Raw genomic sequence first — 23,275 nt, 5'->3', positions numbered from 1 at the left:
AGCCGTCAGGCGGCGGTCGCCCACCGGCTGCGCGGCGGCTGCGTCCGCGGTGCGCTCCGGCGCGCAGCCCCGGATGGCGGTGGTCGGCCAGTTCCTCCGTCGCCAGCAGAAGGTGGTGACGGCTCCTCAGAGCGCGTAGGTGTCGGGCTGTTCCTCCTCCAGGACCACGAGCTCGCTCCGGCTGCCCGCAGCGAGCACCCGCGCCTGCCGCAGCTGGCCAGTGGCGTGAGCCGGTGGCCCAGTACTGCCACCGGCCGCAGGTGCATGGCCCCGGGTACAACCAGCGGAGCCAGCACCGCGACGCTGCCTGCGGCAAACCCGGCGGGTCGACCAGACCAGCAGCCGGACGGCCCGCCTCGACGCGAGGCTCGTGACCAGCACGCGGCACACCGGACCGGCGAGGAGCGGCAAGGACACCAGCCGGCTCACGCGACGCCCCCGGCGTCGCCGTCCTCCAACAGGGCCCGCAACAGCGCCTCGTCCTCGTCGCTGAGCTGCGAGACGAAGCGGCTCAGCACGGTCACCCGGTCCTCGGTCGGCAGGTAGGCGAACCCCCGGCCGGACCGGGTGCGGGTGACCACGCCCTTCTCGTACAGACGGGACAGGATCGTCGTCACCGTCGTACGGACGCAGGAGAACCGAGCGCCTCCTGAACCTGTCCCGGCGTCAGCGGAGTCCGGCCGCCCAGAGCGCCGCCTGGACGCTCGCCCCCAGCCCACCGACGGGCTGCCGTTCCGCACGCGCATCCCTCATGGGAATCCCCTCACCACAACGGTCGCCTACAGTGACGTAGACCGTCTACATGGCTGTAGTCAATGATGTCGTCACCGCCCCGGTCCACTTACATCAGGGGAGCCGCCCACCATGGCCCCATCCGCCCACGTGGCAGTGCCACAGGCCGTGAACCTGCTCGACGCCGGATCCCTGCTGTCCGCATTCGGCGCGCTCGGCATCGCCGTCGTCCCCTTCGCCGAGACCGGCCTCCGCATCGGCTTCTTCCTGCCCGGCGACTCCCTCCTGTGCACCGCGGGCCTGCTCTGCGGGCCCGGCGGGAACCGCCCCGTCCACCTCTCGCTGCCCCAGATACTGGCCTTCGCCACCATCGGCGCGCTCCTCGTAGCGCAAGTGGGCTACCTGATCGGCCGACACGGCGGGCGCGCCCTGCTCGCGCGTGGCCGCAGTCGAAAACTCCACGACGGAGCCGCGCGAGCCGAGGAACTCCTCCAGCGCTACGGACACGCCAAGGCCGTCGCGCCGACCCGCTTCGTCCCGGTGGTGCGCACCTCGCTCAACCCTTTGGCCGGAGCCCTGGGCGTTCCTCTCCGCGTCTTCACCCTCGGGCAGGTCGTGGGCGGACTCCTCTGGTCCGTGGGTCTCGTCCTCGCCGGATACGCCCTCGGCTCCTCCGTACCCGAGATGGACCACGACCTCCTGCCGATCGTCGCCGTCGTCGCCCTCGTCTCCCTCACTCCGCTGGCCGTCGAAATGATCCGCCGCCGCGGGCCTCGCGCCCCGAACGGAACTGCGCATTGAGCCCGGTCTCCTGGCGACGGGTCAGCCGCGCAGGCGCTACGGCCTCCGCAGATGACGGCGATCTCCCGAACCCTGCGCCTCCGCCCTCCGGCCGACCCACCCCGGCCCCTGACTCCTCTGGACGGGAGATGCCCCAACACCCCGGTCACGCGGTGATCGTCGCCGCAGCGCTGCCCCTGGTCGTGAAGCACGGCACCTCGGTCACCACGTCGATGGTCGCCCGGGCCGCCGGGGTCCCGGCAGCCGCGGTCTTCACCGCGTTCCCCGACAAGACCGCCCTGCTGGAAGCCTGCGCAGCCGCGGCCCTCAGGGTGGACGAAGCGGTGGCGGCCCTCGCAGCGATAGACCTGGCCCAGCCACTGGAAACCCGACTGACATCGGCCGCCGTACACCTGCGCAGCTACGCGACCCGCCTGCTCCTGCTCGCTGATGCCGTGCCCCCGAGCCGGCCCTGGCTCCCCGAGCCCACGGAGAACTCCGGCGGGCCAGCCCGACACCAGAAGGAGCTCGCGTCGCTCCGAGAAGCGCTGACGGCTCTGTTCGAACCGGAACGTGAGCTCCTCCGGATGCCCGCGGAGCACCTCGCCCGGGTGTTCCAGTCGATGGTCTTGTCCGACGCTCCGTCCGGCCCTGCGGAATCCGTGCCGGCCGAAGAGCTGGTGTCGCTGCTCCTGTGGGGCGCGCTCCCCCCTCCCTGACCCGAAGCGGCAGCCGTCGGCGGCAGGCCGTGCTGCTGGCGGCGCTGGTCGCGTCCGCGCGCGGCGCACGGCGCACCATTCGGGGTGGACGAGGTCCTGCACCGCTGGGTGCTGGAACACCGCCCGCGCCGGGCGGTCGGACGGGCCGTGGCGATCACCGTGACGGGAAGCGAAGTGCCTGCCTACGTACTGGCGACGCTCGCCGGGGCCATGACCGTCAGGCGTCAGCGGTGGTGCGGGGCCGGGCCTGGCGGCCGCTCCTGATGATGCCGGCGCTGTGGGCCTCGGCCGTGGGCGTCAGCCGCGTGTTCCTCGGCATGCGGGACGGCTGCATCGAACAAAGGTGAAGGCACGTGGGCGCGATCAGTGGGGAACAAGCCGTGGTCCTGGGCATCGTGGAAGGGGTGACGGAGTTCCTGCCGGTCTCCCCCACCGGCCACCTCAAGATCACCGAAGGCCTGAGGTACGCATCCTCTCCGCCTGGGGACGCGGGCTGGCCGACCGGACGGGCCGTCACAAGCGCGGCGAGGACGACACCGACCTCAGGGACGCCATGCTGGTCGCCTCCTCCCAGATCCTCGCCCTGCGCTTCCCCTGCTTCTCCCGATCCGGCGCCACCATGTCCACCGGGCCTCATGTCCGACCCGGAGCGATCGCCTGGCTCCTGAAGTTCGTCGCCAAGCATTCCTTCAACGGATCGTCATCGGCGTACTCCTCCTCGGGCTGCTGGGCACCGGCGTCCTGCACGCCTGATCGCCAGGCGGGCCCGAGGGAGTCGTCACGCATCGTGTGACCAGGAGGTTGGCGCTCCGGTCGGCGTCCACGTCGGTCAGCTGGTGCGGAAACTGCCGGCGTACACGTCCGTACGGTTCTGTGGTGCGCCGGAGTGGGTCTCGGTGAGCACCGCCCGCACTCCCTTGTCGTCCGCCACCAGGCCTTGGTAGTCGCCGAGGAAGTAGCCCCCGGCGAACGGCGCCTCCAGCCAGTCGAAGATCCGCGAGATGCGTCGCTCGGTCCGGCGCTTCGGGTCCCCGTGCGGCAGGGTGGCCAGCTGGTAGGCGGTGGGCAGGGTGGTGGTGTCGCCCGGCTCGAGGAAGCGCAGGTCGTAGTAGGTGAGTGCGACCGTGCCCCGCTCGTCGACCGCGATCGACGGGGAGAAGGCCGGCACGTCCTCCGGGCTGATCAGCTCCGGGGCTCCCCAGGTGCGTCCGCCGTCGGTGGAGCGCACCAGCTGGACGGAGTCGAACCGGCCGCCGGAGAAGTCCGAGCCCTCGTACGCCATGTAGAGCGTGCCCGTCTTCGGGTCGACGGCCGGGCTGGGCAGGGTGGACCCGGCGCGCAGCAGCTTGGTGGGGTCGTTCGGGTCGACCTCCGGTACGGAGGTGTCCTTGGCCACGGTGACCGGGGCGCTCCAGGTCTCGCCGGCGTCGGTCGAGGTGACCACTTCGTAGCGGGCCTCGACGACGGTGCTCAGGTCCTCGGAGTAGGTGATCCGGTCGAAGAAGTCGTACAGGGTGCCGGTGTGCCGGTCGACGACGATCTGGTGGCCGATGGTCTGGGTGTTGGGCACGGTGCCGGTGTCGACGAAGGGCCGGGCCCCGCTCCACGTGCGGCCGCCGTCGCGGGTGACGGAGATGTAGCCCGGACCGTCGAGCGAGCTGGGGCCGGGCGGGTCGTTGTCGAGGCGGTTCCAGACCTGGTAGGCGGTGCCCTCGCGGATCGGGTCGGCGGTGAGCGAGGGCTTGTCGTTGAAGAACGGCTGCTCGTCGACGTGCGTGGTGGTGAGGTTCTGCCACGTGCGGCCGCCGTCGCGGGAGGTGGCTGCCAGGAGGCCGGTACGCGTGCTCTTGACGAAGTCGACGCCCTCGCCGCTCGCGTAGACGGTGCCGTCCGGTCCGGTGCTCACCCAGGGGTCGGTGGCCCGCTCGAAGTCCGCTCCGCCGGGGGCGCAGAGGCTGAACGGCAGCGTGCTCAGGTGGAAGGTGTGGCCGTCCGTGGTCCAGCTGGCCGCCAGGCCACGGGCGCCGCCGTCGCTCCAGCGGTCCTGCTGGAACACGGTGACCACGCGCTTGGAGTCGCGCGGATCGACGGACAGGTACGGCTCGACCTCGGTGGCCGGGTAGACGATGCTCTCGGGGGACCTTGCTCCGATGGTGCATTTCGCGTACGGGTCGCCCTGGGACACCTGGACCAGTGGCGTGCCGTCGGGGTTCCGGTCCGCTGCGGCGGGAGTCGCTCCGGTGACCGTGACGAGCAGGAGCGCGGCGGTGGTGACGGCGGTGAGGGGCAGGAAGACGCGCATGCGGGATCTCCTCCGGGCCTGTCGGCTGGGGCACGGGACCGCCGTCATCGGGGCGGCCCGGGGCGCGGAGGCGTACCGGAACGCGAGGGTGGTGCGACTCCGCTTGGTCCATTTCGGCGTTGCAGCCGGTGCCCTTGATGGGCCGAACGACGGAGTCGTCCCCAGGTATCACCGCCCGCGCCAGCGGGAAGGGTCCTCACCTCGTTCCACGGAACCCGTGCCTCCGGTACCGCCTCCGGACAGGCCGACCTTGCGAGTCCCTCTTCTGTCCCGGCGAGAAGTCCTCGTCACGCATCGCTAGCGGCGCACGCGCGGCATGCCGAGGCCGATCCAGGAGATGATCTCGCGCTGGATCTCGTTGTTGCCCCCGCCGAAGGTGAAGATCACGGCGCTGCGGTAGCCGCGTTCGAGCTCGCCGTGCAGGACCGCGCCCGCCGAGCCGTCCTTGAGGGAGCCGGCCGCGCCGACGATCTCCATCAGCCAGGCGTACGCGTCCCGGCGGGCCTCCGATCCGTACACCTTGACCGCGGAGGCGTCCTGCGGGGTGAGTGTGCCGGCCTGGACCGCGCCCACCATCTGCCAGTTGAGCAGCTTCATCGCGTCGAGCCGGGCGTGGGTGCGCGCGAGGCGGCCGCGGACCCAGGAGAGGTCGATGACCCGGCGGCCGTCGGCGAGTTTCGTCGCGGCGGCCCAGCGCTGGACGTCGTGGAGCGCCCGGATGGCCATCGTCCCGTGCGCGGCGAGGGTGACGCGTTCGTGGTTGAGCTGGCTGGTGATCAGGCGCCAGCCCTTGTTCTCCTGGCCGACGCGACGGCTCGCCGGGACCCGGATGTTCTCGTAGTAGCTGGCGGCGGTGTCGTGCGAGGCGAGGGTGTTGATGAGCGTGCAGGAGTAGCCGGGGTCCGAGGTCGGGACCAGGAGCATGGTGATGCCCTTGTGGGCGGGGGCGTCCGGGTCGGTGCGCACGGCGAGCCAGACCCAGTCGGCGGTGTCTCCGTTGGTGGTCCAGATCTTCTGTCCGTTGACGACGTAGGTTCCGGTCTCCTCGTCCCCCTCGCGCACGGCCCTGCACTTGAGCGCGGCGAGGTCGGTGCCGGCGTCGGGCTCGCTGTAGCCGATGGCGAAGTCGATCTCCCCGGCGAGGATCTTCGGCAGGAAGTACGCCTTCTGCTCGTCGGTGCCGAACTGCATCATGGTCGGCCCGACCGTGTTGAGCGCCATCAGGGGCAGCGGTACGACGGCCTGCGCGGCCTCGTCGAAGAAGATGAACTGGTCCATCGAGGTCATCCCGCGGCCGCCGTACTCCTTGGGCCAGCCGACCCCCAGCCATCCGTCGGCCCCGAGTCGGCGGATGGTGTCCCGGTAGAAGCGCTTCTGGGCGGCTGGGTCCTCGTAGCGGGCGTAGACGTCCTGCGGCACGAGCTCGGCGAAGTAGGCGCGCAGTTCGGTGCGCAACTGCTGCTGCTCAGGCGTGTATTCGAGGTGCACGGGCCCCTCCGGGGTCTCGCGGTCCGGCCGGTCGCTGTGGTGGCGGCGGTCAGAGTAGAACCTGTTCCAAGAATTCGGAAGGACCCGGGTGCCGGCCGATCAGAACCGGCGTTCATAATCGCGACCATGACGAGCCCACGCAGCAGAGCGGAATTCTTCGTCGAACCCGAGCGGGACGGCCGCTTCAGCGGCCCCGCGACCGGTGACGAGCGGCGGATGCTGGTCGCCTTCCTCGCGGACCACCGCGCCACCTTGGTACTCAAGTGCGCAGGTCTGGGTGCGGAGTTGGCGCTCCGGTCGGTGGAACCGTCCACGCTCTCCCTGCTCGGCCTGGTCCGGCACCTGGCCGATGTGGAGCGCCGCTGGTTCCGGCAGGTCCTGGCGGGGCAGGACGCGCCGCCCCTGTTCTCCTCGGCGCAGGATCCCGACGGGGACTTCGACGGAGCCCTGTCCGATCCCGCGGCGGTCGAAGCGGCCTGGAAGGCGTGGCGCGCCGAAGTGGCCTTCGCCGAGGGCTTCGTGGCCGAGGCGCCCGATCTGGACGTCGAGGCCGTCGACGCGTGGCGCGGGAAGGTGTCGCTGCGCTGGGTGCTGATCCACATGGTCGAGGAGTACGCGCGGCACAACGGGCACGCCGACCTCCTGCGCGAGCGGATCGACGGGGCCATCGGCATCTGAGACGCCCTGGGGCACCAACTCGCCTGAAACGTGGGTGTGGTGAGGCCGCCCGCAGCACAATGGGCGGATATGGACATCGACGCATGGCGCCGCGAGGACCCCGAGTTCACGCGGGCGGTGACGCAGATCCACGAGCCGGGCGCCCTCCCCACCGACCCCGGGATCCCGGCCCGGCACGCGTACTGGGAGTTGCTTCCGGGGGACGTACGGGCCCGGCTGCTCGAGAAGGCCGGCCGGTGCCTCACCTGGTGGGCCGGGCCGGATTCCGACGGGCGCCCCGCCGCTCTGGTGGTCGGGGACCGCGGGCTGTGCCGGGTCGGCCAGGTGCTGCGGGACGGGGCGGCGCAGTTCCGCGGGCAGCGCGCCCGGGTGGAGCCGGGCTCGCTGCACAGCCGCTCCTTCGACGGGAGGCCCGCGCCGGACGGACGCGCCACCGCTCCGGGCCTGCCGGGGGCTCCGGTCCTACGGTTGGACCTGGGCCCGGAGGCTCAGGGGGTACTCGGTCATTTCCCGCTCCCCGTACAGGACTTCCTGCAACGTCCCTTCCTCGCCGGGGAAGCCCGTGTCACCGCCGACTGGTACTACGACGAGACCGTCGAGCCCGAGCGGACCACCTGGTTCGTCGCCCTCGTCCTGTCCACCGAGCGCGCCCTGACGCTCGCCGAGGGCACCCGGACCATGGACCGGGGCGCCCGCCCGGACCAGGCCCGGTGGCACGGGATCCAGTACCACCGGGCCCGCCTCACACCGCGCTGACGCCCGACCCATCCAGCCTCGCCGGTGACCAGGGCGGCCGGGTCGATCCGCCCGTCGACGAGCCGGGGTGAGGGGGGCGCCGAACCCCTCGCGGGGCGGTGTGCCGGAGCCGGTTCAACATGCCGGGGAGCCCGACGCAGTTGACCACGACCGTGGGGCGGGCACGGGCCCCGGCCAGTTCGGCGCAGAGCGCCACCGGATCCTCACCGCCGGAGGGGTCGACCACTGCGGGCGCGCCCAGCCCGGCCGCCGCCGATCACCACGGCCGGGGTGCCGGGCGCCGCGGGCCCGGCCTGACCGGCAAGACCTCCGTAGGTCCAGCGAGTCCGGTACGGACCGCTCCCCCGGCGTCGACCTCCCAGGGCAGGCCGACGGACCCCGGTGCCGGCTCGGGAGCGCGTGCGCCGGGGCCGTGGGCCAGCACCCGGCCGGAGAACGCGTGGCCCATGACCACCGGGCCGGTCCGGGTCGAAGAGGAAGCTCGTGGTGCGCCGGCTCCCCGCCCGATGTCAGGTGAACAGGTACAGGACGTCGAAGTGGACGAGGTCGCGGGCCGTGTCGAAGAGGTACCGGCCCGAGGGGATCCCGTCCGAGGCCTGACTACCGGCGCCCTGGCCGTTCGCGTACGCGTCGAACCCGGGGCCGTGCTGCCAGGCCGCGCCGGCGGGCAGGTACGGCTCCAGCGCGGCGGGCAGGTCGGACGGCGCGCCGGCGGCGGCGAAGGCGTGGTCGGGCTTGCCGGTGATCGCGGCCGCGCCGCCGGTCGGCAGGTGGGCGACCCCGACCACGCGGACCCGGGAATCGGGGCTCGGGATGCTCCGGTCGTCGTCCGGGCCGTCGATGTCGTAGCCCAGCCAGTGCGCGTCGCTCAGCTCGCCCAGGAACGGCCCGAGCCGCCGGTTCAGCGGCTCCAGGTCGGTACGGACCTCGGGCCGGCGGGGCGGCTGGGGCCACAGGAGGTACGTCATGCCCGCGCCCACCGTCAGCAGCGGGAGGCCTGCGATCAGCAGGAACGTGCGGCGATTGGTACGTCCCCGCTGTGCGTCCATGATCGCCGCCCCCGTCGCCCGTCAGTTCAGGGCGCCGATCATAGCCGTCGCCGTCGCCGTCATCGCCGTACGGGCCGCCGTCAGGTACGGCCTGGGGTCCGCCGGGGTCAAGTGGGTGCGGATGGCTTCGGTCATCGCCACGTTCAGGGCGGTGCCGATGTTGACCTTGCGGATGCCGCCCGCGACGGCCGCCGTGAGCTCGGCGTCCGGCAGCCCGGAGGAACCGTGCAGGACGAGCGGGACGTCCACGGTCTTGGCCAGCCGGGCCAGCAGCACGTGGTCCAGGGCCGCGGTCCGGCTGGTCATCGCGTGGCTGCTGCCGATGGCGACGGCGAGGGCGTCGACCCCCGAGTCGGCGACGAACCGCCGGGCCTCGTCGGGGTCGGTACGGGCGCCGGGCGCGTGCGGGTCGAGCGGCGCGGCGCCGTTCTTGCCGCCGACCTCGCCCAGCTCGGCCTCGATCCACAGCCCGTTGGCGTGGGCCCAGTCGGCTGCGGACCGGGTGGCTTCCAGGTTCTCGGCGTACGGGAGTTGCGCGGCGTCGTACATCACCGAGCTGTATCCGGCGTCGCAGGCCCGCCGGAGCAGCTCGGGGCTCTTGACGTGGTCGAGGTGCAGGCCGACGGGGACCCCGGCGGCCTCCGCGCACGCGCCGGCGGCCCGGGAGATGGGCAACAGCTGCCCGCCGCGGAACTTCACGGCGTTCTCGCTCAGTTGGAGGATGACGGGCAGGCCGGCGGCCTCGGCCCCGGCCACGACGGCTTCGGCGTGTTCCAGGGTGATGATGTTGAAGGCGGCGACGGCCCGGCCGGCCGCGGCCGCCTCCAGGACCAGGTCGCCGGCACGGACCAGGCTCATCGGACCGCCTCCTCGCCGGTGGTGAGGATCACCGAGCGCGTGAGGTTGCGCGGCGCGTCCGGATCGAGCTGCTGGTGGGCGGCGACGGCGAGGGCGAGGCGGTGTACGCGGACCAGTTCGGCGAGCGGGTCGAGCCGCCCGGGCACCCATTGGGAGCCGGTGGCGCGCACCTGTTCGGCGAGCCCGTCGGGGGCCTCGTCGAGCGACCAGGTCACGGTGCCGGGCCCGGAGACGCTGATGGGCCCGTGCCGGTACTCCATCGCCGGGTAGGACTCGGCCCAGGACAGCGAGGCCTCGCGCATCTTCAGCGCGGCCTCGTGGGCGAGTCCGACGCTCCAGCCGCGGCCGAGGAAGGTGAACTGGCCCCGGCCGGCGATGTCGGCGGGCAGCGGCTCGACGAGGGCGGTGCGGGCGTCGGCGACCACGGACGGGGTGTGCAGTCCGACGTGGGCGCGCAGCAGGGTGAGGGCGGTGGTCGCGAACCGGGTCTGCACGACGGACTGTTCGTCGGCGAAGTCGAGGACGACCAACTCGTCCGCGGCGGTCATCACCGGGGTGGCCGGATCGCCGATGACCGCGGTCGTGGGCACGCCCGCGTCGCGCAGCCCGGCCAGCAGGTCCAGTACCTCGGTGGTGGTGCCGGACCGGGTCAGGGCCACGACCCGGTCGTAGCGGCGGTGGCGCGGGAACTCGGAGGCGGGGAAGGCGTCGGTCTCGCCGTGTCCGGCCTCCTCGCGCAGCACGGCGGCCGCCTGGGCCATGTAGTACGAGGTCCCGCACCCGACGATCGCGGTGCGCTCCCCCGGCTGCGGGAGCACCGCCCGGCGGGCCGGGGCCAGTTCGGCGGCCCGCTCCCAGCATGCGGGCTGCGTGCCCAATTCGTACGCGACGTGACTCATACAGGCTCCCTCGTGCGACAGGCGGGTCTGAATGCGTTGTGCGTGGAACGTCTTGCGCTTTCCTGCAAGGTAACTGGCACTTTCACGCAACTTCAAGCAACCACGGGGTGATCTGCTGGGTTAGTGTCGCGGGGTAGCCCGACTGAGGCCACGGACGAGCACGGGGCGAGCACGGGACGAGCACGGGAGGGGACGGCCGATGACCCGCAAGGAGCGCTGGCAGGCACTGCTGGACCTGCTGGTGGAACGGGGCGGGCTGGAGGTCGAACCGGCGGCCGAGACCCTCGGGGTGTCCGCCGCGACCATCCGCCGCGACCTCGACCAGCTCGCCGAGCAGCAGCTGCTGGTCCGGACGCGCGGCGGGGCGGTGCTGCACGGGGTCTCGTACGAACTGCCGCTGCGCTACCGGACCTCACGTCGCGCCGCCGAGAAGCACCGGATCAGCGAGGCGGTGGCGGCCCTGATCACCCCGGGCGAGGTGATCGGCCTGACGGGCGGCACCACGACCACGGAGGTGGCGCGCGCCCTGGCCGCGCGACCGGACCTTGCCCAGGGCTCGCCGGCGCTCACCGTGGTGACCAACGCCCTCAACATCGCGGGCGAGTTGGTGATCCGGCCACAGTTCAAGATCGTACTGACGGGCGGGGTGGCCCGCCCCCAGTCGTACGAACTGACGGGCCCGCTCGCCGAGCAGGTCCTCGGGCAGCTCGCCGTGGACACGGCGGTGCTCGGCGTGGACGGCTTCGACCCGCAGGACGGCGCGGCGACCCGCCACGAGGACGAGGCCTCGATCAACCGCCTGCTGTGCGAACGCGCCCGCCGGGTGGTTGTCGCGGCGGACTCCAGCAAACTGGGGGTCCGCGCTTTCGCCCGTATCTGCGCGACCTCGTCGGTGGACGTCCTGGTGACGGACACGGGCCTGGCGGCCGCGGTCGCCCGGGAGTTCGAGACGGTGGGCGTGGAGGTGGTCCGGGTGTGACCGGGCTGCGAGCGGGATGCGTGCGGGCTGCGACCGGGATGCGAGCGGGCTGCCTCCGCGGGCGGCGACCGGCGCGGCCACCGCCCACGAAGGCCCGGCGCGCTACCCCACGGCCTGCCGCGCATCGGCGAGCAAGGTCGCCAGGGTCATCTTGGTGACGTCGGCGAGGTAGCCGTAGTCGAGCGTGTCCGGCGTGTCCGACGTCTCGTGGTAGTGCGGGTTCCCTTCCCCCTCGTAGGCCCCGATCGTCACGTCGCCGTGCGCTTCGAACGGCATGTAGTCACTGGCGAAGATGGGGCCGAGCATGACCGGCAGTGCGGTGTGGTCCGCGGCGGCCTGCGCCATGACCGCGGCGAAGGCCTTTGACGCGGCGTCATTGTCCGGTACGGCGTTCCCCAGGTCGCGCTCCACCGTCACGGAACCGTCCACCGGCGGCCTCCCGACCATGTCCAGGTTCACGACCCGGTAGACCTCGCCGTCGGTGGCGTGGAGCTCCGCGGCATACTCCGTGGCACCCCACAGCCCCTGTTCTTCGCCGGAGAAGGCCACGAACTGGAGGGTGGAGGACAGCGCGACGGGGGCGAGCAGACGCGCGATCTCGAGCACCGCGGCCACACCGCTGCCGTTGTCGTCGGCCCCCGGCGCCCGTGCCGTGGTGTTGTTCAGGTCCGCCATGCGGCTGTCGTAGTGGGCGCACACGATGATGACGGGCCGACCGGCAGCCGTCCCGGGTTTGGTGCAGATCACGTTGTCGGCACTGTGACCGGCATTGGTCCACGTGCGCCGGACCACATCCGTGTACCCGGCCGCTTCGAACCGGCCCACGATCTCCTCGGCGGCCTGCCCGATGAGGGGCGAGAAGGTGTGGCGCGTGTGAAGGGCGGCGAGTGCCTCGACGGAGTCCCTCAGCTCGTCCGCCGAGACCGACTCGACCAGCGTGGTGGTGAACTCGTTCTTCTGCGTGGCCGCCCGCTTGCCTTCGGCCGGTGCCACGGGCTCGGCGACGCTGGGCGGGTAGCGCTTCTCGGGGGGTGCCAGCGGCAGCGCCGCACGTGTGTCTCGTTCCATCACAGGCCGCCTTCAGTCGGTGTTGAGGGCGGGTTGGCAGTAGGCGCAGCCGTTGTATCCGCGTGCGACCGCGTCTTCGGCACGGAGGAAGGGGATCTTGCTCCCGGCGCCGAGTTTCGACCAGTACGGGCAGGTGGAGACGTGGAGCTCGCCGCTGCGCGGATTGCCGAAGAAGAAGCCTTCGAGTTCCTTGACGGCGGTGATCTGGATGGTCATGCGGCCGGCGATCAGGCTGTCCTGGTACTGGGTGGCGATGAAGGGGTAGAGGCGGAGGTGGTCGGCGTGGTGGGAGAAGTCGATGGTGATGTCGGCTGCCGCCCGGTCGTCCGCCTCGAGGCGGAAGCCGTCGACGACCGCGGTGCTGCCGCCCTTCATTTCGAGCGTGGTGCGGACGGATCCCTTCTCGGTCACCTTGAGGTTGGTCAGCTCGGCGGACCCGACGATGCGGCTCAGCGTGCGGATCGAGATCTTGGTGTCGTCGGGCAGTGCCGTCGCGTCGAGGTGCCAGGAGCCGGAGGTGGAGGTCAGACCGCCGCGGAGGGCGATCGTCGTGCTGGTCTTGCCGCCCGGCGCGGCCATCTGCGGAACCACGTTGCGCTGCCCCACGTTGTTGTCGAACCTGATGACCCGGTCGTGCGGCACCGGCCCGTTGAGCGTGGCGGTGATGGCGGGGTCCGCAGCGCCGTGCACCACGGCCACCAGGCCCTCCTGCTCCACGATCTGCGGGGTCCAGCTGAAGGGCCCGACCCGTACGGACCCGCCGGGCGGGATCGGCTCGTCGATCACCAGGGTGCCCAGCGACTCGAAGTGCGTGGGCCAGATCATCCCCGTGCCCGGGTCGCACCGGAAGGCCTCGACCTGGAACCCGCCGCTCGCCGCCGCCTGGATCCCCCGGTTGTGCACCCGCACGTAGAGGAAGTTCGGCTGGTCGTTGATGGGCGCCTCGTGACCGAGTGCGGGGTTGTCGCCGGTGCTGATGTCGTTGTTGCGGACCCAGATGTCGGGGGAGGTCCAGTGCGGCGCACCGCTCGGCTGCGCGCCGAGGTCGGTGGGGTTGTCCGCGATGTACACGTCCACCGGCCGCCGTGCCCACAGCCCCTGGTTCACGAAGGCCTCGTCCATCACCTTGCTGTAGAGGCCACCGGTGAGGGCCGAGTCCGCGGTGATGCAGCCCTGGGCCATGCTGACGGCGTGCGCGAGGCCCGTGGAGGAGGAGTCCGGAACGATGAGCAACATCTCCAGCATCGTCTTGATCATCGCGTCGGCGGCTGTGATCCGTACGGCAGGATCGGTCGAGTCGCCCCCCATGCCCAGGTAGCACCGCCAGAGCGCCGTGCCCAGCATCGAGTTGCGGAGGTCGGAGGAGAAACCGTTGAACCCGGCGTCGTCGAACCGCTCGGAGCGGTCCAGCGTGCGCACCGTGCTCCACTGGTCGTTCACGTTGTTGTCGAAGGGGAACGTCTCGGTACGCCGGTGCTGCCCCGGGTTGAACCGGTCCCGGTAGATGGCGGGAAGCACGTCGCAGATGCTGTGCTCGTACGACCCGGACCCGCCGTGGTTGGCACCGAGCCAGTCGAACACGCCGTGGGTGTACTCATGGGCGATGACGCCGAGGTCGGCGGCATCGGGGGCGCCGCCCTCGCCGAAGCGGATCCGCGGGGGTGTCGTCGAGCCGAGCCACTCGCTGTTGTCCGCGCCGTTGGCCCCCTGGGCGTCGACGTCGACCTTGACCATGTTGGCATTGAGCGTCGTGTTTCCCAGGGTCCGGAGGTAGCGCGCGGTGGAGTCGAGCCAGTAGTAGGCGTTCGCACTCAGGAAGGCGCGGTTCTTGGGGTAGGTGTCGTACGAGAAGGAGGCTGACGTCTCCGCGGGTTGGGCGAAGGTCGGGGTGTCCCAGTCGTTGCACCGGAACCACTCCCCGTCGAGCCGGAACTTTCCACCGCTGGCGGGTGCGACCTCGGCCTGGACGTCGTGCCGGAAGCCGTTCAGCTTCGCCGCGCCGGACCCGGCGTGGAGCGTGCTGTCGTTGGACTCGGTCACGGGGTCGGGTGAGAAGACCTTGAGCGTGGCCGTCACGTACTTTCCCACGAGCTCGACCCAGAGCAAGGTGCCGGCGATGGCGTCCACGACGACGCGGAACTGTTCGAAGGGGCCGGTGGTCTCGACCACCAGATCGTGCACGAGGTGGAGTGCACCGTCCGGCTTCTTCCCCTTCTTCAGCAGCGCGACGGAAGCGGAGGGGTAGTCGCCCTCGGGCAGGGAGGGCCGGTCCGTGTCCCGCACGTAGACGAGTTCGTCCTTGATCACGTCGGCGGTTTCGAAGTCCTTCTTGAAGGGCGCGAGGGCGACCTTCAGGACGTCGGCCACCGTACGTGCGTCACCGGGGTCGGGAGCATCGGCGACGTCCATCTCCCCGGTGTGGTCGACCTGGATCACACTGGCCTGCTTGACATCGGCAACGGCCTGGACGGTGGCGCCCACCACCGGGAGATCGTTGTGGAACTGCTGGAAGCGCACGCGCAGCGTCGCCGCGCCTTCGGTCGATTCCACCTCGCGCAGATCGATCGAGCCGGTCTTCAGGTCTCCCGAGCGCGCCGCCATGAACGAGTCGATGGCCTTGCGCGCCGTCGACGCACGGGCCAGGGTCGCTCCCGGATCGACATATTTGCGCAGTACACCACCGGCATCCGCGTGTTCACCGACGTCGGGGACCATTCTCAGCGGCCGGTCGGCCTCCGGGCCCGGCATGTTCCTCTGCTGTTCACCGTTGTCCCGAGCCATGATGTCCTCCTCAACGCACATGCGGAGGGTAAGGAAACGCATCATCAGAGCGGGTGGATGCCCCCGGGCGCCCGTCGCGTGACCGTTCCGCTTACGGGAACCGCCGTGGACCATTGGCACTCTCAGCAAAAGCGTATCGTCGTCCGCCGACTCCTGCGACGCGAGCACGCGCCGCAAAGCCCCCCGCCCGCCCGGGAGATCGGGCTGCGGGCCGGACGGAACGCAGCTCGCGCCCCATGGCGCCCGGGACCGTCCGCTCGCGGATCCGGCCGCCGGACCCGGCGGTGCTCAGTGCGCCGGAAGTCGCTCCGATTCCCGGACCAGGGCGGCCAGGACGGGCGCGATCAGGGGGTGGTTCTCGCCGCCGCGGCGGGTGGCCGCGAAGACGCGGCGGGTGGCCGCCGGGCCCGTGACCGGGCGGACCTGGACCTCCTTGAGGTCCATGCCGCGCAGGGCCGAGCGCGGGACGAGCGCCACTCCGGCCCCCGCGCCCACCAGTGCCGTCACGGCGCGGAAGTCGTCCGAGGAGTGCACGAGCCGGGGCTGGAAGCCCGCCAGTTCGCAGGCGAGCAGCGTCACGTCGTGGCACGGGTTGCCGGGGTACTGGCCCACCCAGTCCGAGTCGGAGAGGTCGGCCAGCGACACCGCGGGCAGGTCGGCCAGCGGATGCCCCGAGGGCAGGACCGCGTCGAAGGGTTCCGCGTACAGCGGGAGGACGGACAGCCGCGCGTCGTCGGCGCCCGGGCCGCCCCGGTACTCGACGGCCAGCGCGAGGTCCGCCTCGCCGTCCAGCAGCTGCGGCAGGCTCTGGTCGCCCTCCGCGTCGCGGACCCGCAGCCGGATGCCCGGCCGTTCCAGCGCGAGCCGGGCGATGGCCGGGGCCAGTACTTCCGCGATGCCCGTCGCGAAGGCGGCGACGGTGACCTCGCCCGCCGAACCGCCCGCGTACGCGGCGAGTTCCGCCTCCGCCCGCTCCAGCTGCGCGAGCACCTCGTGCGCGTGGCCGAGCAGGATCTCACCGGCCGCCGTGAGCCGTACGCCGCGACCGCTGCGGGTGAGCAGCGCGTGGCCCGTCTCCTGCTCCAGCGCCGCGAGCTGCTGGGAGACGGCGGAGGGGGTGAGGTAGAGGGCTGCGGCCGCGGCGGTCACCGTACGGTGGTCCGCCACGGCCCGCAGGATGCGCAGCCGGCGGGGGTCGATCACCCCACCATTGTCTCAGGGTGCACGGACCCCTCCGACCTCCCGTTCCCCTCAGGCCCCGGCGGTCCCGAGGGCCGCACGGGCGTCGATGAAGGCGGCCACCGCGCGCTCGACGTCGGCCGTCGAGTGGGCCGCGGAGAGCTGGACGCGGATGCGCGCCGCGCCCATCGGCACCACCGGGTAGGAGAAGCCGATCACGTACACGCCGCGCTCCAGGAGCAGCTCCGCCATCCTGGCCGCCTCCGCCGCGTCACCGATCATGACCGGGGCGATGGCGTGGTCGCCGGGCAGCACTTCGAAGCCGGCCTCGGTCATCTTCGTACGGAAGAGCGCCGTGTTGGCCGCGAGGTGTTCGCGCAGGTCGCCGGCCGACTCCAGCAGGTCCAGGACCTTGAGGGAGGCCGCCGCGATGACCGGGGCGAGGGAGTTGGAGAAGAGGTACGGGCGCGAGCGCTGGCGCAGCAGCTCCACAATCTCGGCGCGGGCCGCGACGTAGCCGCCGGAGGCGCCGCCGAGGGCCTTGCCGAGGGTGCCGGTGATGATGTCGACGCGGTCCATGACGCCGTGCAGCTCGGGGGTGCCGCGGCCGCCGGGGCCGACGAAGCCGACGGCGTGCGAGTCGTCGACCATGACCATGGCGTCGTAGCGGTCGGCCAGGTCGCAGATCTCCGCGAGCGGGGCGACGTAGCCGTCCATGGAGAAGACGCCGTCGGTGACGATCAGCTTGCGGCGGGCGCCGCCCTCGGTGGCTTCCTTCAGGCGGGCTTCGAGCTCGGCCAGGTCGCGGTTGGCGTAGCGGAAGCGGCGGGCCTTGGAGAGGCGGATGCCGTCGATGATCGAGGCGTGGTTGAGGGCGTCGGAGATGACCGCGTCCTCGGCGCCGAGCAGGGTCTCGAAGACGCCGCCGTTGGCGTCGAAGCAGGAGGAGTAGAGGATCGTGTCCTCCTGGCCGAGGAAGGCCGAGAGCCGCGCCTCCAGCTCCTTGTGCACCTCCTGCGTGCCGCAGATGAAGCGGACGGAGGCCATTCCGTAGCCCCAGCGGTCCAGCGCGTCCTTCGCGGCGGCGACGACCTCGGGGTGGTCGGCGAGCCCCAGGTAGTTGTTGGCGCAGAAGTTGAGCACCTCGCCGGGGGCGCCGCCCGAGGTGACGGCGACGGCCGCGTTCTGCGGGGTGCCGATGACGCGCTCGGGCTTGTGCAGGCCGGCGGCGCGGATCTCGTCGAGGGTGGAGCGCAGGTCCTCGCGGACGGTCTCGAACATGGTGCGGTTCTCCTTGTGCGGCGGAGGGCGACGAGGGAGGGGGCCGGGCCCCGCGGAGGGGGGAGGGTTGCGGGGCCCGGCCGGGAGGGAGGTGGTTCGGTAGGCGTGGCGGGCGGGTGGTTACGCCGTCCAGTCCAGGATGATCTTGCCGCTGCGGGCGGTCGACGCCTCGTCGAAGGCGGCCTCGAAGTCGCGGTGCGAGTAGCGGCCGGTGATGACCGGGCTCAGGTCGAGCCCGCCCTCCAGCAGCACGGTCATCGCGTACCAGGTCTCGAACATCTCACGGCCGTAGATGCCCTTGATCGTGATCATCGAGGTGACCACCTTCGCCCAGTCCACCGGGAACTCCTGCGCGGGCAGGCCCAGCATGGCGATCCGGCCGCCGTGCGTCATGTTGTCGATCATGTCGCGCATGGCCTCGGCGCGGCCGGACATCTCCAGGCCGATGTCGAAGCCCTCGCGCAGGCCGAGCTTGGTCTGCGCCTCGGCGATCGAGGACTCGGCGACGTTGACGGCGAGGGTGGCGCCCGCCTTGCGGGCGATCTCCAGGCGCTCGGGGCTGACGTCGGTGATGACCACGCTGCGGGCACCGGCGTGCTTGGCCACGGCCGCCGCCATGATCCCGATCGGGCCGGCGCCGGTGATCAGCACGTCCTCGCCGACCAGCGGGAAGGACAGCGCCGTGTGCACGGCGTTGCCGAAGGGGTCGAAGATCGCGGCGACGTCCAGGTCCACGGGGGTGCGGTGCACCCACACGTTCTGGGCGGGCAGGACCACGTACTCGGCGAAGGCGCCGTCGCGGCCGACCCCGAGCCCGATCGTGCTGCGGCACAGGTGGCGGCGGCCGGCCAGGCAGTTGCGGCACTTGCCGCACACCAGGTGGCCCTCGCCGCTGACCAGCGCGCCGACCTCGATGTCCTGGACGTCCGCGCCCAGCGCCGCGACCTCGCCGACGAACTCGTGGCCGAGGACGAGGGGGGTCTTGACCGCGCCCTGCGCCCAGCCGTCCCAGGAGCGGATGTGCAGGTCGGTTCCGCAGATGCCGGTGCGCAGCACCTTGATCAGCACGTCGCCGGGGCCGTATTCGGGCTCGGGGACGTCCATGAGCCACAGGCCGGGTTCTGCCTTGTGCTTGACGAGTGCCTTCATGGGGTGGCTCCAGGCATGCGGAAGGGTACGCCGTGGGCGGACGGGCCCGAACGGCGGCGGTGACGTGCACCAATCTGCCGATCGGTGCGGTGATCAGTCCATCGAGACTTTCTTAAACGGGTCGACAGCGCAGCTTCACGCCTATGCTCCTCCCGTGACGGGGAAGGGGCTCGCGCTGGAGCTGGCGCGAGGGGAAAAGGGGAGGTGAGGGGCGTGCCGAGTCTGCGCAGCAGGGCGCTGTCGGCGGCGCTGATCGCGGTGGGGCGGCGAAGACGGTACGCGAGCGCGGAAGCCGTCCGGACCCGGGTGGCGGAGTCCGCCCGCCGGCCGGCCTCCCATCTGCCGCCGCGGTCGCTGGGGCGGGTCGCCGACATCTCGCGGACCTTCGTAGGGGCCTGGCCGGTGTACGACGTCTCCCCCCTCGGGGCGGAGCCGGCCGCCCACGTGCTGTACGTGCACGGCGGCGGCTACGTCCACGAGCTGGAGCGCCCGCACTGGGCGCTGATCCGGACCCTGGTGACCCGGGCGCGGGCGCGCGTGGTCGTACCCGCGTACATCCTCGCTCCGCGCGGTACCGCCGACCGGACCGTCCCGGTCGCGGCCGACCTGCTGAGCGGTCTGATCGCGAGCGGCGGCTCCGGCGGGACGGTGCTGATCGGCGACTCCGCCGGGGCCGGGCTGGCGCTGGCGGCCGCGCAGCGGCTGCGCAACCGCACGGGGGACCAGCCGTCCCGGATCGTGCTGATCTCGCCCTGGCTGGACGTGACCATGAGCCATCCGGACCAGGCGGCCATCGAGGCCGCCGATCCGCTGCTGGCCCGCCCGGGGCTGCTGGAGGCCGGGCGGCTGTACGCCGGAACCCTGGACGCCGAAGATCCCCGGGTGAGCCCGCTGCACGGCGGCTTCGCCGGGCTGGCGCCGATGACGGTGTTCACCGGGACCCGGGACGTGCTCACCACGGACAGCCGGGAGCTGCTGCGCCGGGCCCGTGCGGACGGAGCCGAGGTGGAGTTCCACGAGGCGGCGGGGCTGCCGCACGGGTACCCGCTGCTGCCCGTGCCGGAGGGGCGGGCGGCGCGCGAGCGGATCGTCGAGCTGATCCGGTCGACGGCGGAGCTGTGAGGGCACGGCGGTGACGGCGGAGCGCGGACGGCCTACACCGTGCAGGTCATCAGGGAACTGATCGGCCAGGCGCGGTACGCCGTCCAGTACGCCTCGTCCCGTTCGGCGTCGGCGGGCGGGGTCCGGTTCGGCTGCCAGCCGACGGTGACGAAGCCCGCCTCGACGGCGGCCTCGGCGAGGTCGGCGTGGGCCCACTCGCGGAATTCGAAGGGCACCGGCGGCTCGGTCAGGAAGTGCGCCTTGAGCAGCGGAGCGTCGCCGTCCGGGACCCGGTCGAGGATGCGCACTCCGTACGGCGACCAGTCCACGCGCGGGAACGCCCCCGCGTTGGGGACGATGGCGAGCAGCCGCCCGCCCGCCCGCAGATTGGCGCGGACGGACCGGAACATCGCGTGCAGGGACCTGCGGTCGGGCGCGTAGCTGAAGACGTACGCGGCGGTCGCCAGGTCGAAGGGGCCCAGGTGCGGGAGGCCGGCGGCGTCGGCGACGTGGTATTCGACGTCCGCCCGGTCCTTGGTCGCCTCGTGCGCGCGGGCCAGCCGGATCATCTCCTCCGAGACGTCGACGCCGACGGTCCGCCGGGCCCCGCCGCGGGCCAGCAGCCGGGTGTTGTATCCGTATCCGCAGGCCAGGTCGAGGGCGTCGAGCCCGCGCACCCCGCCGAGGGCGTCGAGGGCTCCGTGCAGGGTGTAGGTGTCGGCCGCGGAGAAGGCCGCCGTGCTCGTGGACTCCGCGTAGCGCTCGCCGATGGTGTCGTACTGGAACCGCATGCTCTGCCTTCCGGGGGCCTGCCGGGGGTGGGACGCCTGCGTATCGTGCCCCGCGGCGCCGTCCGGGCAGTGGTCCGCAATCCCGTGCGTCCCCCGGACGAGGGAAGCGGTCGGCCTATCGCGCCGGCCCGGAGCGCTCCGGGCCGGCCGTGGAGCGCTCCGGGCCGGCGGGGACCAGCTCGCGGGCGCAGGCGCGCAGCCAGGCGTGCGCCGGGTCGGCGTCGTGGCGCGGGTGCCAGGCCATGCCGAAGGGCAGGGGCGGCAGGGCGAGCGGGATCTCGAAGGCTGCCAGCCCCAGCGCGGCGGCGAGCGGCTCCACCTGGCTGGTCATCAGGCCGACCAGGTCGCTCTCGCGCAGGACGAACAGGGAGGCGGGGAAGGTCCCCACGCTGCCCACGACGCGCCGGGACAGCCCCTGCTCGGCGAGGGCGGTGTCCACCGGGCCTTCGAGGCGGCCGCGCCGGGAGGCGGTCAGGTGCTCGGCCGCGGCGAATCGGCGCGCGGTGATGCGACCGCGGAGCAGCGGGTGCCCGTGGCGTACGACGCCCAGCATGCGCTCGTCGGTGAGGTGCTCGACGCGCACCTCGGGGGAACGGGTGTCGACGACGCCGAGTTCCAGGTCGGCGACGCCCTCGCGCAGGGCGGGGACGTCCACGTGGCTCTCCGAGAGGAAGCGCAGCCTCACCCCCGGCGCCTCGCGGGTCACCCGGTTGAAGAGCGTGGCCGCGTACACGGCGGTGAAGGCGTCGTTGGCCAGCACGGTGAAGGTGCGGGTGAGCGTGGGCAGGTCCACCTCGGTGCCGGTGAGGAACAGGGCGCGGGCCCGGTCCACGACCGCGCGGACCTCGCCCTGCACGGCGAGCGCGTGCGGGGTGGGCACCATGACGCGGCCGGCCCGGACCAGGACCGGGTCGCCGAGGGCCTTGCGGATCCGGCCGAGGGTGCGGCTCATGGCGGGCTCGGACAGGTGCATGCGGGCCGCCGCCCGGGACACGCTCGCCTCCTCCAGGAGGACGTCCAGGGCGACGAGGAGATTCAGGTCCAACCCGGATTGCGTCACACGCATACATCCCTTGCACAACTTGCACTGGAAAGCAGATCGGTCCAACTCTACGGTGAACCACGGGTGATGGCCCCGGCCGGCCCGGACCGGCCCGCCGGCCCCACCCCTTCCCCTTCCTTTCGCCGTACCGTCCCCGACTCCGAGGAGGAGCCGTGCTCCGCCATGCCGTCACGCAGGATCCCGCCGTCCCCGCCCCCTCCCTCACCCGGCCCGCCCTGCTCGTCCTGTGCGCCTGCGTACTCGTCGCCCAGGGGATGGTCGCCGCCGTCAACCTGCTGATCCCCCAGCTCGCCGCGTCCGACCTGCATCCGGATCCCGGCGAGCTGCTGTGGTCGGTGGACGCCTACGTCATCGTCTTCGCCGCGCTGCTAATCCCGGCCGGGGCGCTCGGCGACCGGTACGGCCGCAAGGGCGCCCTGCTCTGCGGGCTCGGCCTGTTCGCCCTGGGCGGCGCCGCCAGCGCGCTCGCCCAGACCCCGGCCGTGCTGATCGCGGGCCGGGGTGTGTGCGGGGCGGGCGCGGCCCTGATCATGCCCGCCACGATGTCCGTCCTGGTCCACCTGAGTCCGCCCGAGCGCCGCGGCCGCGCCCTGGCCACCTGGACGCTGTCCGCGGGTCTCGGGGGCCTGGCGGGCAACGTCGGCGGCGGCCTGGTCGGGGAGTTCCTGACCTGGCGGGCCCTGTTCTGGGCGGTCGTCCCGCTCGCCGCCCTGCTCGCGCTCGCGGTCGCCCGCGCGGTCCCCCGTACTCCGTCGCAGCCCGCCGCCGCCGTCGACCCCCTCGGCGCGGCGCTGCTCGCGGGCGCGCTCCTCGCGGTGGTCTACGCGATCATCGAGGGCCCCACCCACGGCTGGGCCTCGGTGCAGGTCCTGACCGCCTTCGGCGCGGGTGCCGCACTGCTCTGCGCCTTCACCGGGCACGCCCTGCGCGCCGCCCGCCCGCTGCTGGACCCGCGGATCTTCCGCTCGCCCAAGCTGCGCGCCGGGGCGCTCGGCATCGGCACCGGCTTCTTCGGGCTCTTCGCCCTGTTCTTCGTCAATGCCCAGTACCTCCAGTACGCAAAGGGCTTCTCCCCCGCCCAGACCGGCTTCGCGATCGTCCCGCTCACCGTCGGCATGGCCCTGGTGCCCAGGTTCGGCGCCCGGCTCCAGGAGCGCACCGGACCGCGGCTGCCGGTCGGCGCCGGGCTCGGCCTGATCGGAGCGGGGCTGCTGCTGGTCTCCACCGCCGACGCGGGCACCCCGTACCCGCTGTACGCGCTCTACCTGCTGGTGCTGTCCGTCGGTACGGGCCTGTCCGCGCCCTCGTTGACGCTGACGGTGGTCACGGAGCTGCCCTCCCACCAGGCCGGGCTCGGCTCGGGGCTGAACACCGCGGCCCGGGAGATCGGCGCCGCCCTCGGGGTCGCGGTGGTCGGCACGGTGCTGGCCTCGCGCTTCCACGGGGACCCGCACGATCCGGCCCAGATCGTCGCCTTCACCGACGCGATGGGCACCGCGCTGCGCACGGTGGCCGTGGTGCTGTGGTGCGCCGCGGCCGTGGTGGTGACCGGGTACCGGACCTCGGGACGACGCGGGAAGGGCCGGGATGCACGAGCCACGGCCGAGGGCGCATGCTGACTG

At 72.4% G+C, this 23,275-nt stretch carries 20 protein-coding genes and 2 pseudogenes; 9 read left to right on the top strand and 13 right to left on the bottom strand.

From position 1 onward, the window contains the following. Positions 1 to 425: 425 nt before the first annotated feature. Positions 426 to 753 (bottom strand): annotated as a pseudogene (locus OG594_RS17985) (BlaI/MecI/CopY family transcriptional regulator). 111 nt (positions 754 to 864) lie between these two features. Here OG594_RS17985 and OG594_RS17980 point away from each other — a divergent pair. From OG594_RS17980 to OG594_RS17965, 4 genes and pseudogenes are all read left to right on the top strand, one after another. Then, on the top strand, positions 865 to 1,533 hold the full coding sequence (locus OG594_RS17980; RefSeq protein WP_266600074.1) for a DedA family protein: 669 nt from the start codon (positions 865 to 867) through the stop codon (positions 1,531 to 1,533). A 128-nt stretch (positions 1,534 to 1,661) separates the two neighbouring features. Beyond that, positions 1,662 to 2,231, top strand: a complete 570-nt coding sequence (locus OG594_RS17975) for a TetR family transcriptional regulator (RefSeq protein ID WP_266600072.1) — start codon at positions 1,662 to 1,664, stop codon at positions 2,229 to 2,231. 84 nt (positions 2,232 to 2,315) lie between these two features. Then, the gene (locus OG594_RS17970) at positions 2,316 to 2,495 is read left to right on the top strand and encodes a hypothetical protein (RefSeq protein ID WP_266600071.1); all 180 of its coding nucleotides are present in this window, start codon (positions 2,316 to 2,318) and stop codon (positions 2,493 to 2,495) included. Between the two features lie 89 nt (positions 2,496 to 2,584). Further along, positions 2,585 to 2,984: pseudogene (locus OG594_RS17965) on the top strand (undecaprenyl-diphosphate phosphatase). A 76-nt stretch (positions 2,985 to 3,060) separates the two neighbouring features. Here the strand turns inward: OG594_RS17965 and OG594_RS17960 are convergent. Next, on the bottom strand, positions 3,061 to 4,533 hold the full coding sequence (locus OG594_RS17960; protein WP_266600069.1) for a sialidase family protein: 1,473 nt from the start codon (positions 4,531 to 4,533) through the stop codon (positions 3,061 to 3,063). Between the two features lie 297 nt (positions 4,534 to 4,830). Continuing rightward, positions 4,831 to 6,021 (bottom strand): acyl-CoA dehydrogenase family protein, encoded by a 1,191-nt coding sequence (locus OG594_RS17955; protein ID WP_266600067.1) that lies wholly within the window; start codon positions 6,019 to 6,021, stop codon positions 4,831 to 4,833. A 126-nt stretch (positions 6,022 to 6,147) separates the two neighbouring features. On the opposite strand from OG594_RS17955, the gene OG594_RS17950 reads away from it, so the two are divergent. Continuing rightward, positions 6,148 to 6,699: a DinB family protein gene (locus OG594_RS17950; RefSeq protein ID WP_266600065.1), complete on the top strand. Its 552-nt coding sequence runs from the start codon at positions 6,148 to 6,150 to the stop codon at positions 6,697 to 6,699. Positions 6,700 to 6,768: 69 nt separating this feature from the next. After that, a complete protein-coding gene (locus tag OG594_RS17945) occupies positions 6,769 to 7,455 on the top strand; it encodes a hypothetical protein (RefSeq protein WP_266600063.1) in 687 nt (228 codons plus the stop codon). Between the two features lie 509 nt (positions 7,456 to 7,964). On the opposite strand, the gene OG594_RS17940 is transcribed toward OG594_RS17945, so the two are convergent. The 3 genes from OG594_RS17940 to OG594_RS17930 are packed head-to-tail and all read right to left on the bottom strand — an operon-like array spanning position 7,965 to position 10,261. Then, positions 7,965 to 8,504: a hypothetical protein gene (locus tag OG594_RS17940; protein ID WP_266600061.1), complete on the bottom strand. Its 540-nt coding sequence runs from the start codon at positions 8,502 to 8,504 to the stop codon at positions 7,965 to 7,967. Between the two features lie 21 nt (positions 8,505 to 8,525). After that, on the bottom strand, positions 8,526 to 9,362 hold the full coding sequence (locus tag OG594_RS17935; protein ID WP_266600059.1) for a class II fructose-bisphosphate aldolase: 837 nt from the start codon (positions 9,360 to 9,362) through the stop codon (positions 8,526 to 8,528). Beyond that, entirely contained in the window at positions 9,359 to 10,261 is a 903-nt protein-coding gene (locus OG594_RS17930; protein WP_266600057.1) for an SIS domain-containing protein, read from the bottom strand. The genes OG594_RS17935 and OG594_RS17930 overlap by 4 nt, the downstream gene beginning before the upstream one ends. 199 nt (positions 10,262 to 10,460) lie before the next feature. Here OG594_RS17930 and OG594_RS17925 point away from each other — a divergent pair, with 199 nt between their 5' ends. Next, the gene (locus OG594_RS17925; protein ID WP_266600055.1) at positions 10,461 to 11,240 is read left to right on the top strand and encodes a DeoR/GlpR family DNA-binding transcription regulator; all 780 of its coding nucleotides are present in this window, start codon (positions 10,461 to 10,463) and stop codon (positions 11,238 to 11,240) included. Between the two features lie 102 nt (positions 11,241 to 11,342). Here OG594_RS17925 and OG594_RS17920 read toward each other — a convergent pair whose 3' ends face one another. The 5 genes from OG594_RS17920 to tdh form a co-directional block, all read right to left on the bottom strand. Next, positions 11,343 to 12,308 (bottom strand): M28 family metallopeptidase, encoded by a 966-nt coding sequence (locus tag OG594_RS17920; RefSeq protein ID WP_266600053.1) that lies wholly within the window; start codon positions 12,306 to 12,308, stop codon positions 11,343 to 11,345. A gap of 12 nt (positions 12,309 to 12,320) precedes the next feature. Then, positions 12,321 to 15,089, bottom strand: coding sequence for a hypothetical protein (locus OG594_RS17915; protein WP_266600051.1), 2,769 nt, complete (start codon positions 15,087 to 15,089; stop codon positions 12,321 to 12,323). A 288-nt stretch (positions 15,090 to 15,377) separates the two neighbouring features. Beyond that, a complete protein-coding gene (locus tag OG594_RS17910) occupies positions 15,378 to 16,292 on the bottom strand; it encodes a LysR family transcriptional regulator (RefSeq protein ID WP_266600049.1) in 915 nt (304 codons plus the stop codon). A 48-nt stretch (positions 16,293 to 16,340) separates the two neighbouring features. Then, a complete protein-coding gene (locus tag OG594_RS17905; RefSeq protein WP_266600047.1) occupies positions 16,341 to 17,549 on the bottom strand; it encodes a glycine C-acetyltransferase in 1,209 nt (402 codons plus the stop codon). A gap of 120 nt (positions 17,550 to 17,669) precedes the next feature. After that, positions 17,670 to 18,698: an L-threonine 3-dehydrogenase gene (gene tdh, locus OG594_RS17900; protein ID WP_266600045.1), complete on the bottom strand. Its 1,029-nt coding sequence runs from the start codon at positions 18,696 to 18,698 to the stop codon at positions 17,670 to 17,672. A gap of 213 nt (positions 18,699 to 18,911) precedes the next feature. On the opposite strand from tdh, the gene OG594_RS17895 reads away from it, so the two are divergent. Then, the gene (locus OG594_RS17895) at positions 18,912 to 19,820 is read left to right on the top strand and encodes an alpha/beta hydrolase fold domain-containing protein (protein WP_266600043.1); all 909 of its coding nucleotides are present in this window, start codon (positions 18,912 to 18,914) and stop codon (positions 19,818 to 19,820) included. A gap of 32 nt (positions 19,821 to 19,852) precedes the next feature. Here OG594_RS17895 and OG594_RS17890 read toward each other — a convergent pair whose 3' ends face one another. Beyond that, positions 19,853 to 20,590: a class I SAM-dependent methyltransferase gene (locus OG594_RS17890; RefSeq protein WP_266600041.1), complete on the bottom strand. Its 738-nt coding sequence runs from the start codon at positions 20,588 to 20,590 to the stop codon at positions 19,853 to 19,855. 115 nt (positions 20,591 to 20,705) lie between these two features. Next, the gene (locus OG594_RS17885) at positions 20,706 to 21,656 is read right to left on the bottom strand and encodes a LysR family transcriptional regulator (RefSeq protein ID WP_266600039.1); all 951 of its coding nucleotides are present in this window, start codon (positions 21,654 to 21,656) and stop codon (positions 20,706 to 20,708) included. Between the two features lie 149 nt (positions 21,657 to 21,805). On the opposite strand from OG594_RS17885, the gene OG594_RS17880 reads away from it, so the two are divergent. Beyond that, positions 21,806 to 23,272: an MFS transporter gene (locus OG594_RS17880; RefSeq protein WP_266600037.1), complete on the top strand. Its 1,467-nt coding sequence runs from the start codon at positions 21,806 to 21,808 to the stop codon at positions 23,270 to 23,272. Positions 23,273 to 23,275: the final 3 nt, after the last annotated feature.

The sequence above is a fragment of the Streptomyces sp. NBC_01214 genome, from assembly GCF_026340975.1.
Lineage (GTDB): Bacteria > Actinomycetota > Actinomycetes > Streptomycetales > Streptomycetaceae > Streptomyces.
This window is presented reverse-complemented; position numbering and strand designations above follow the sequence as displayed.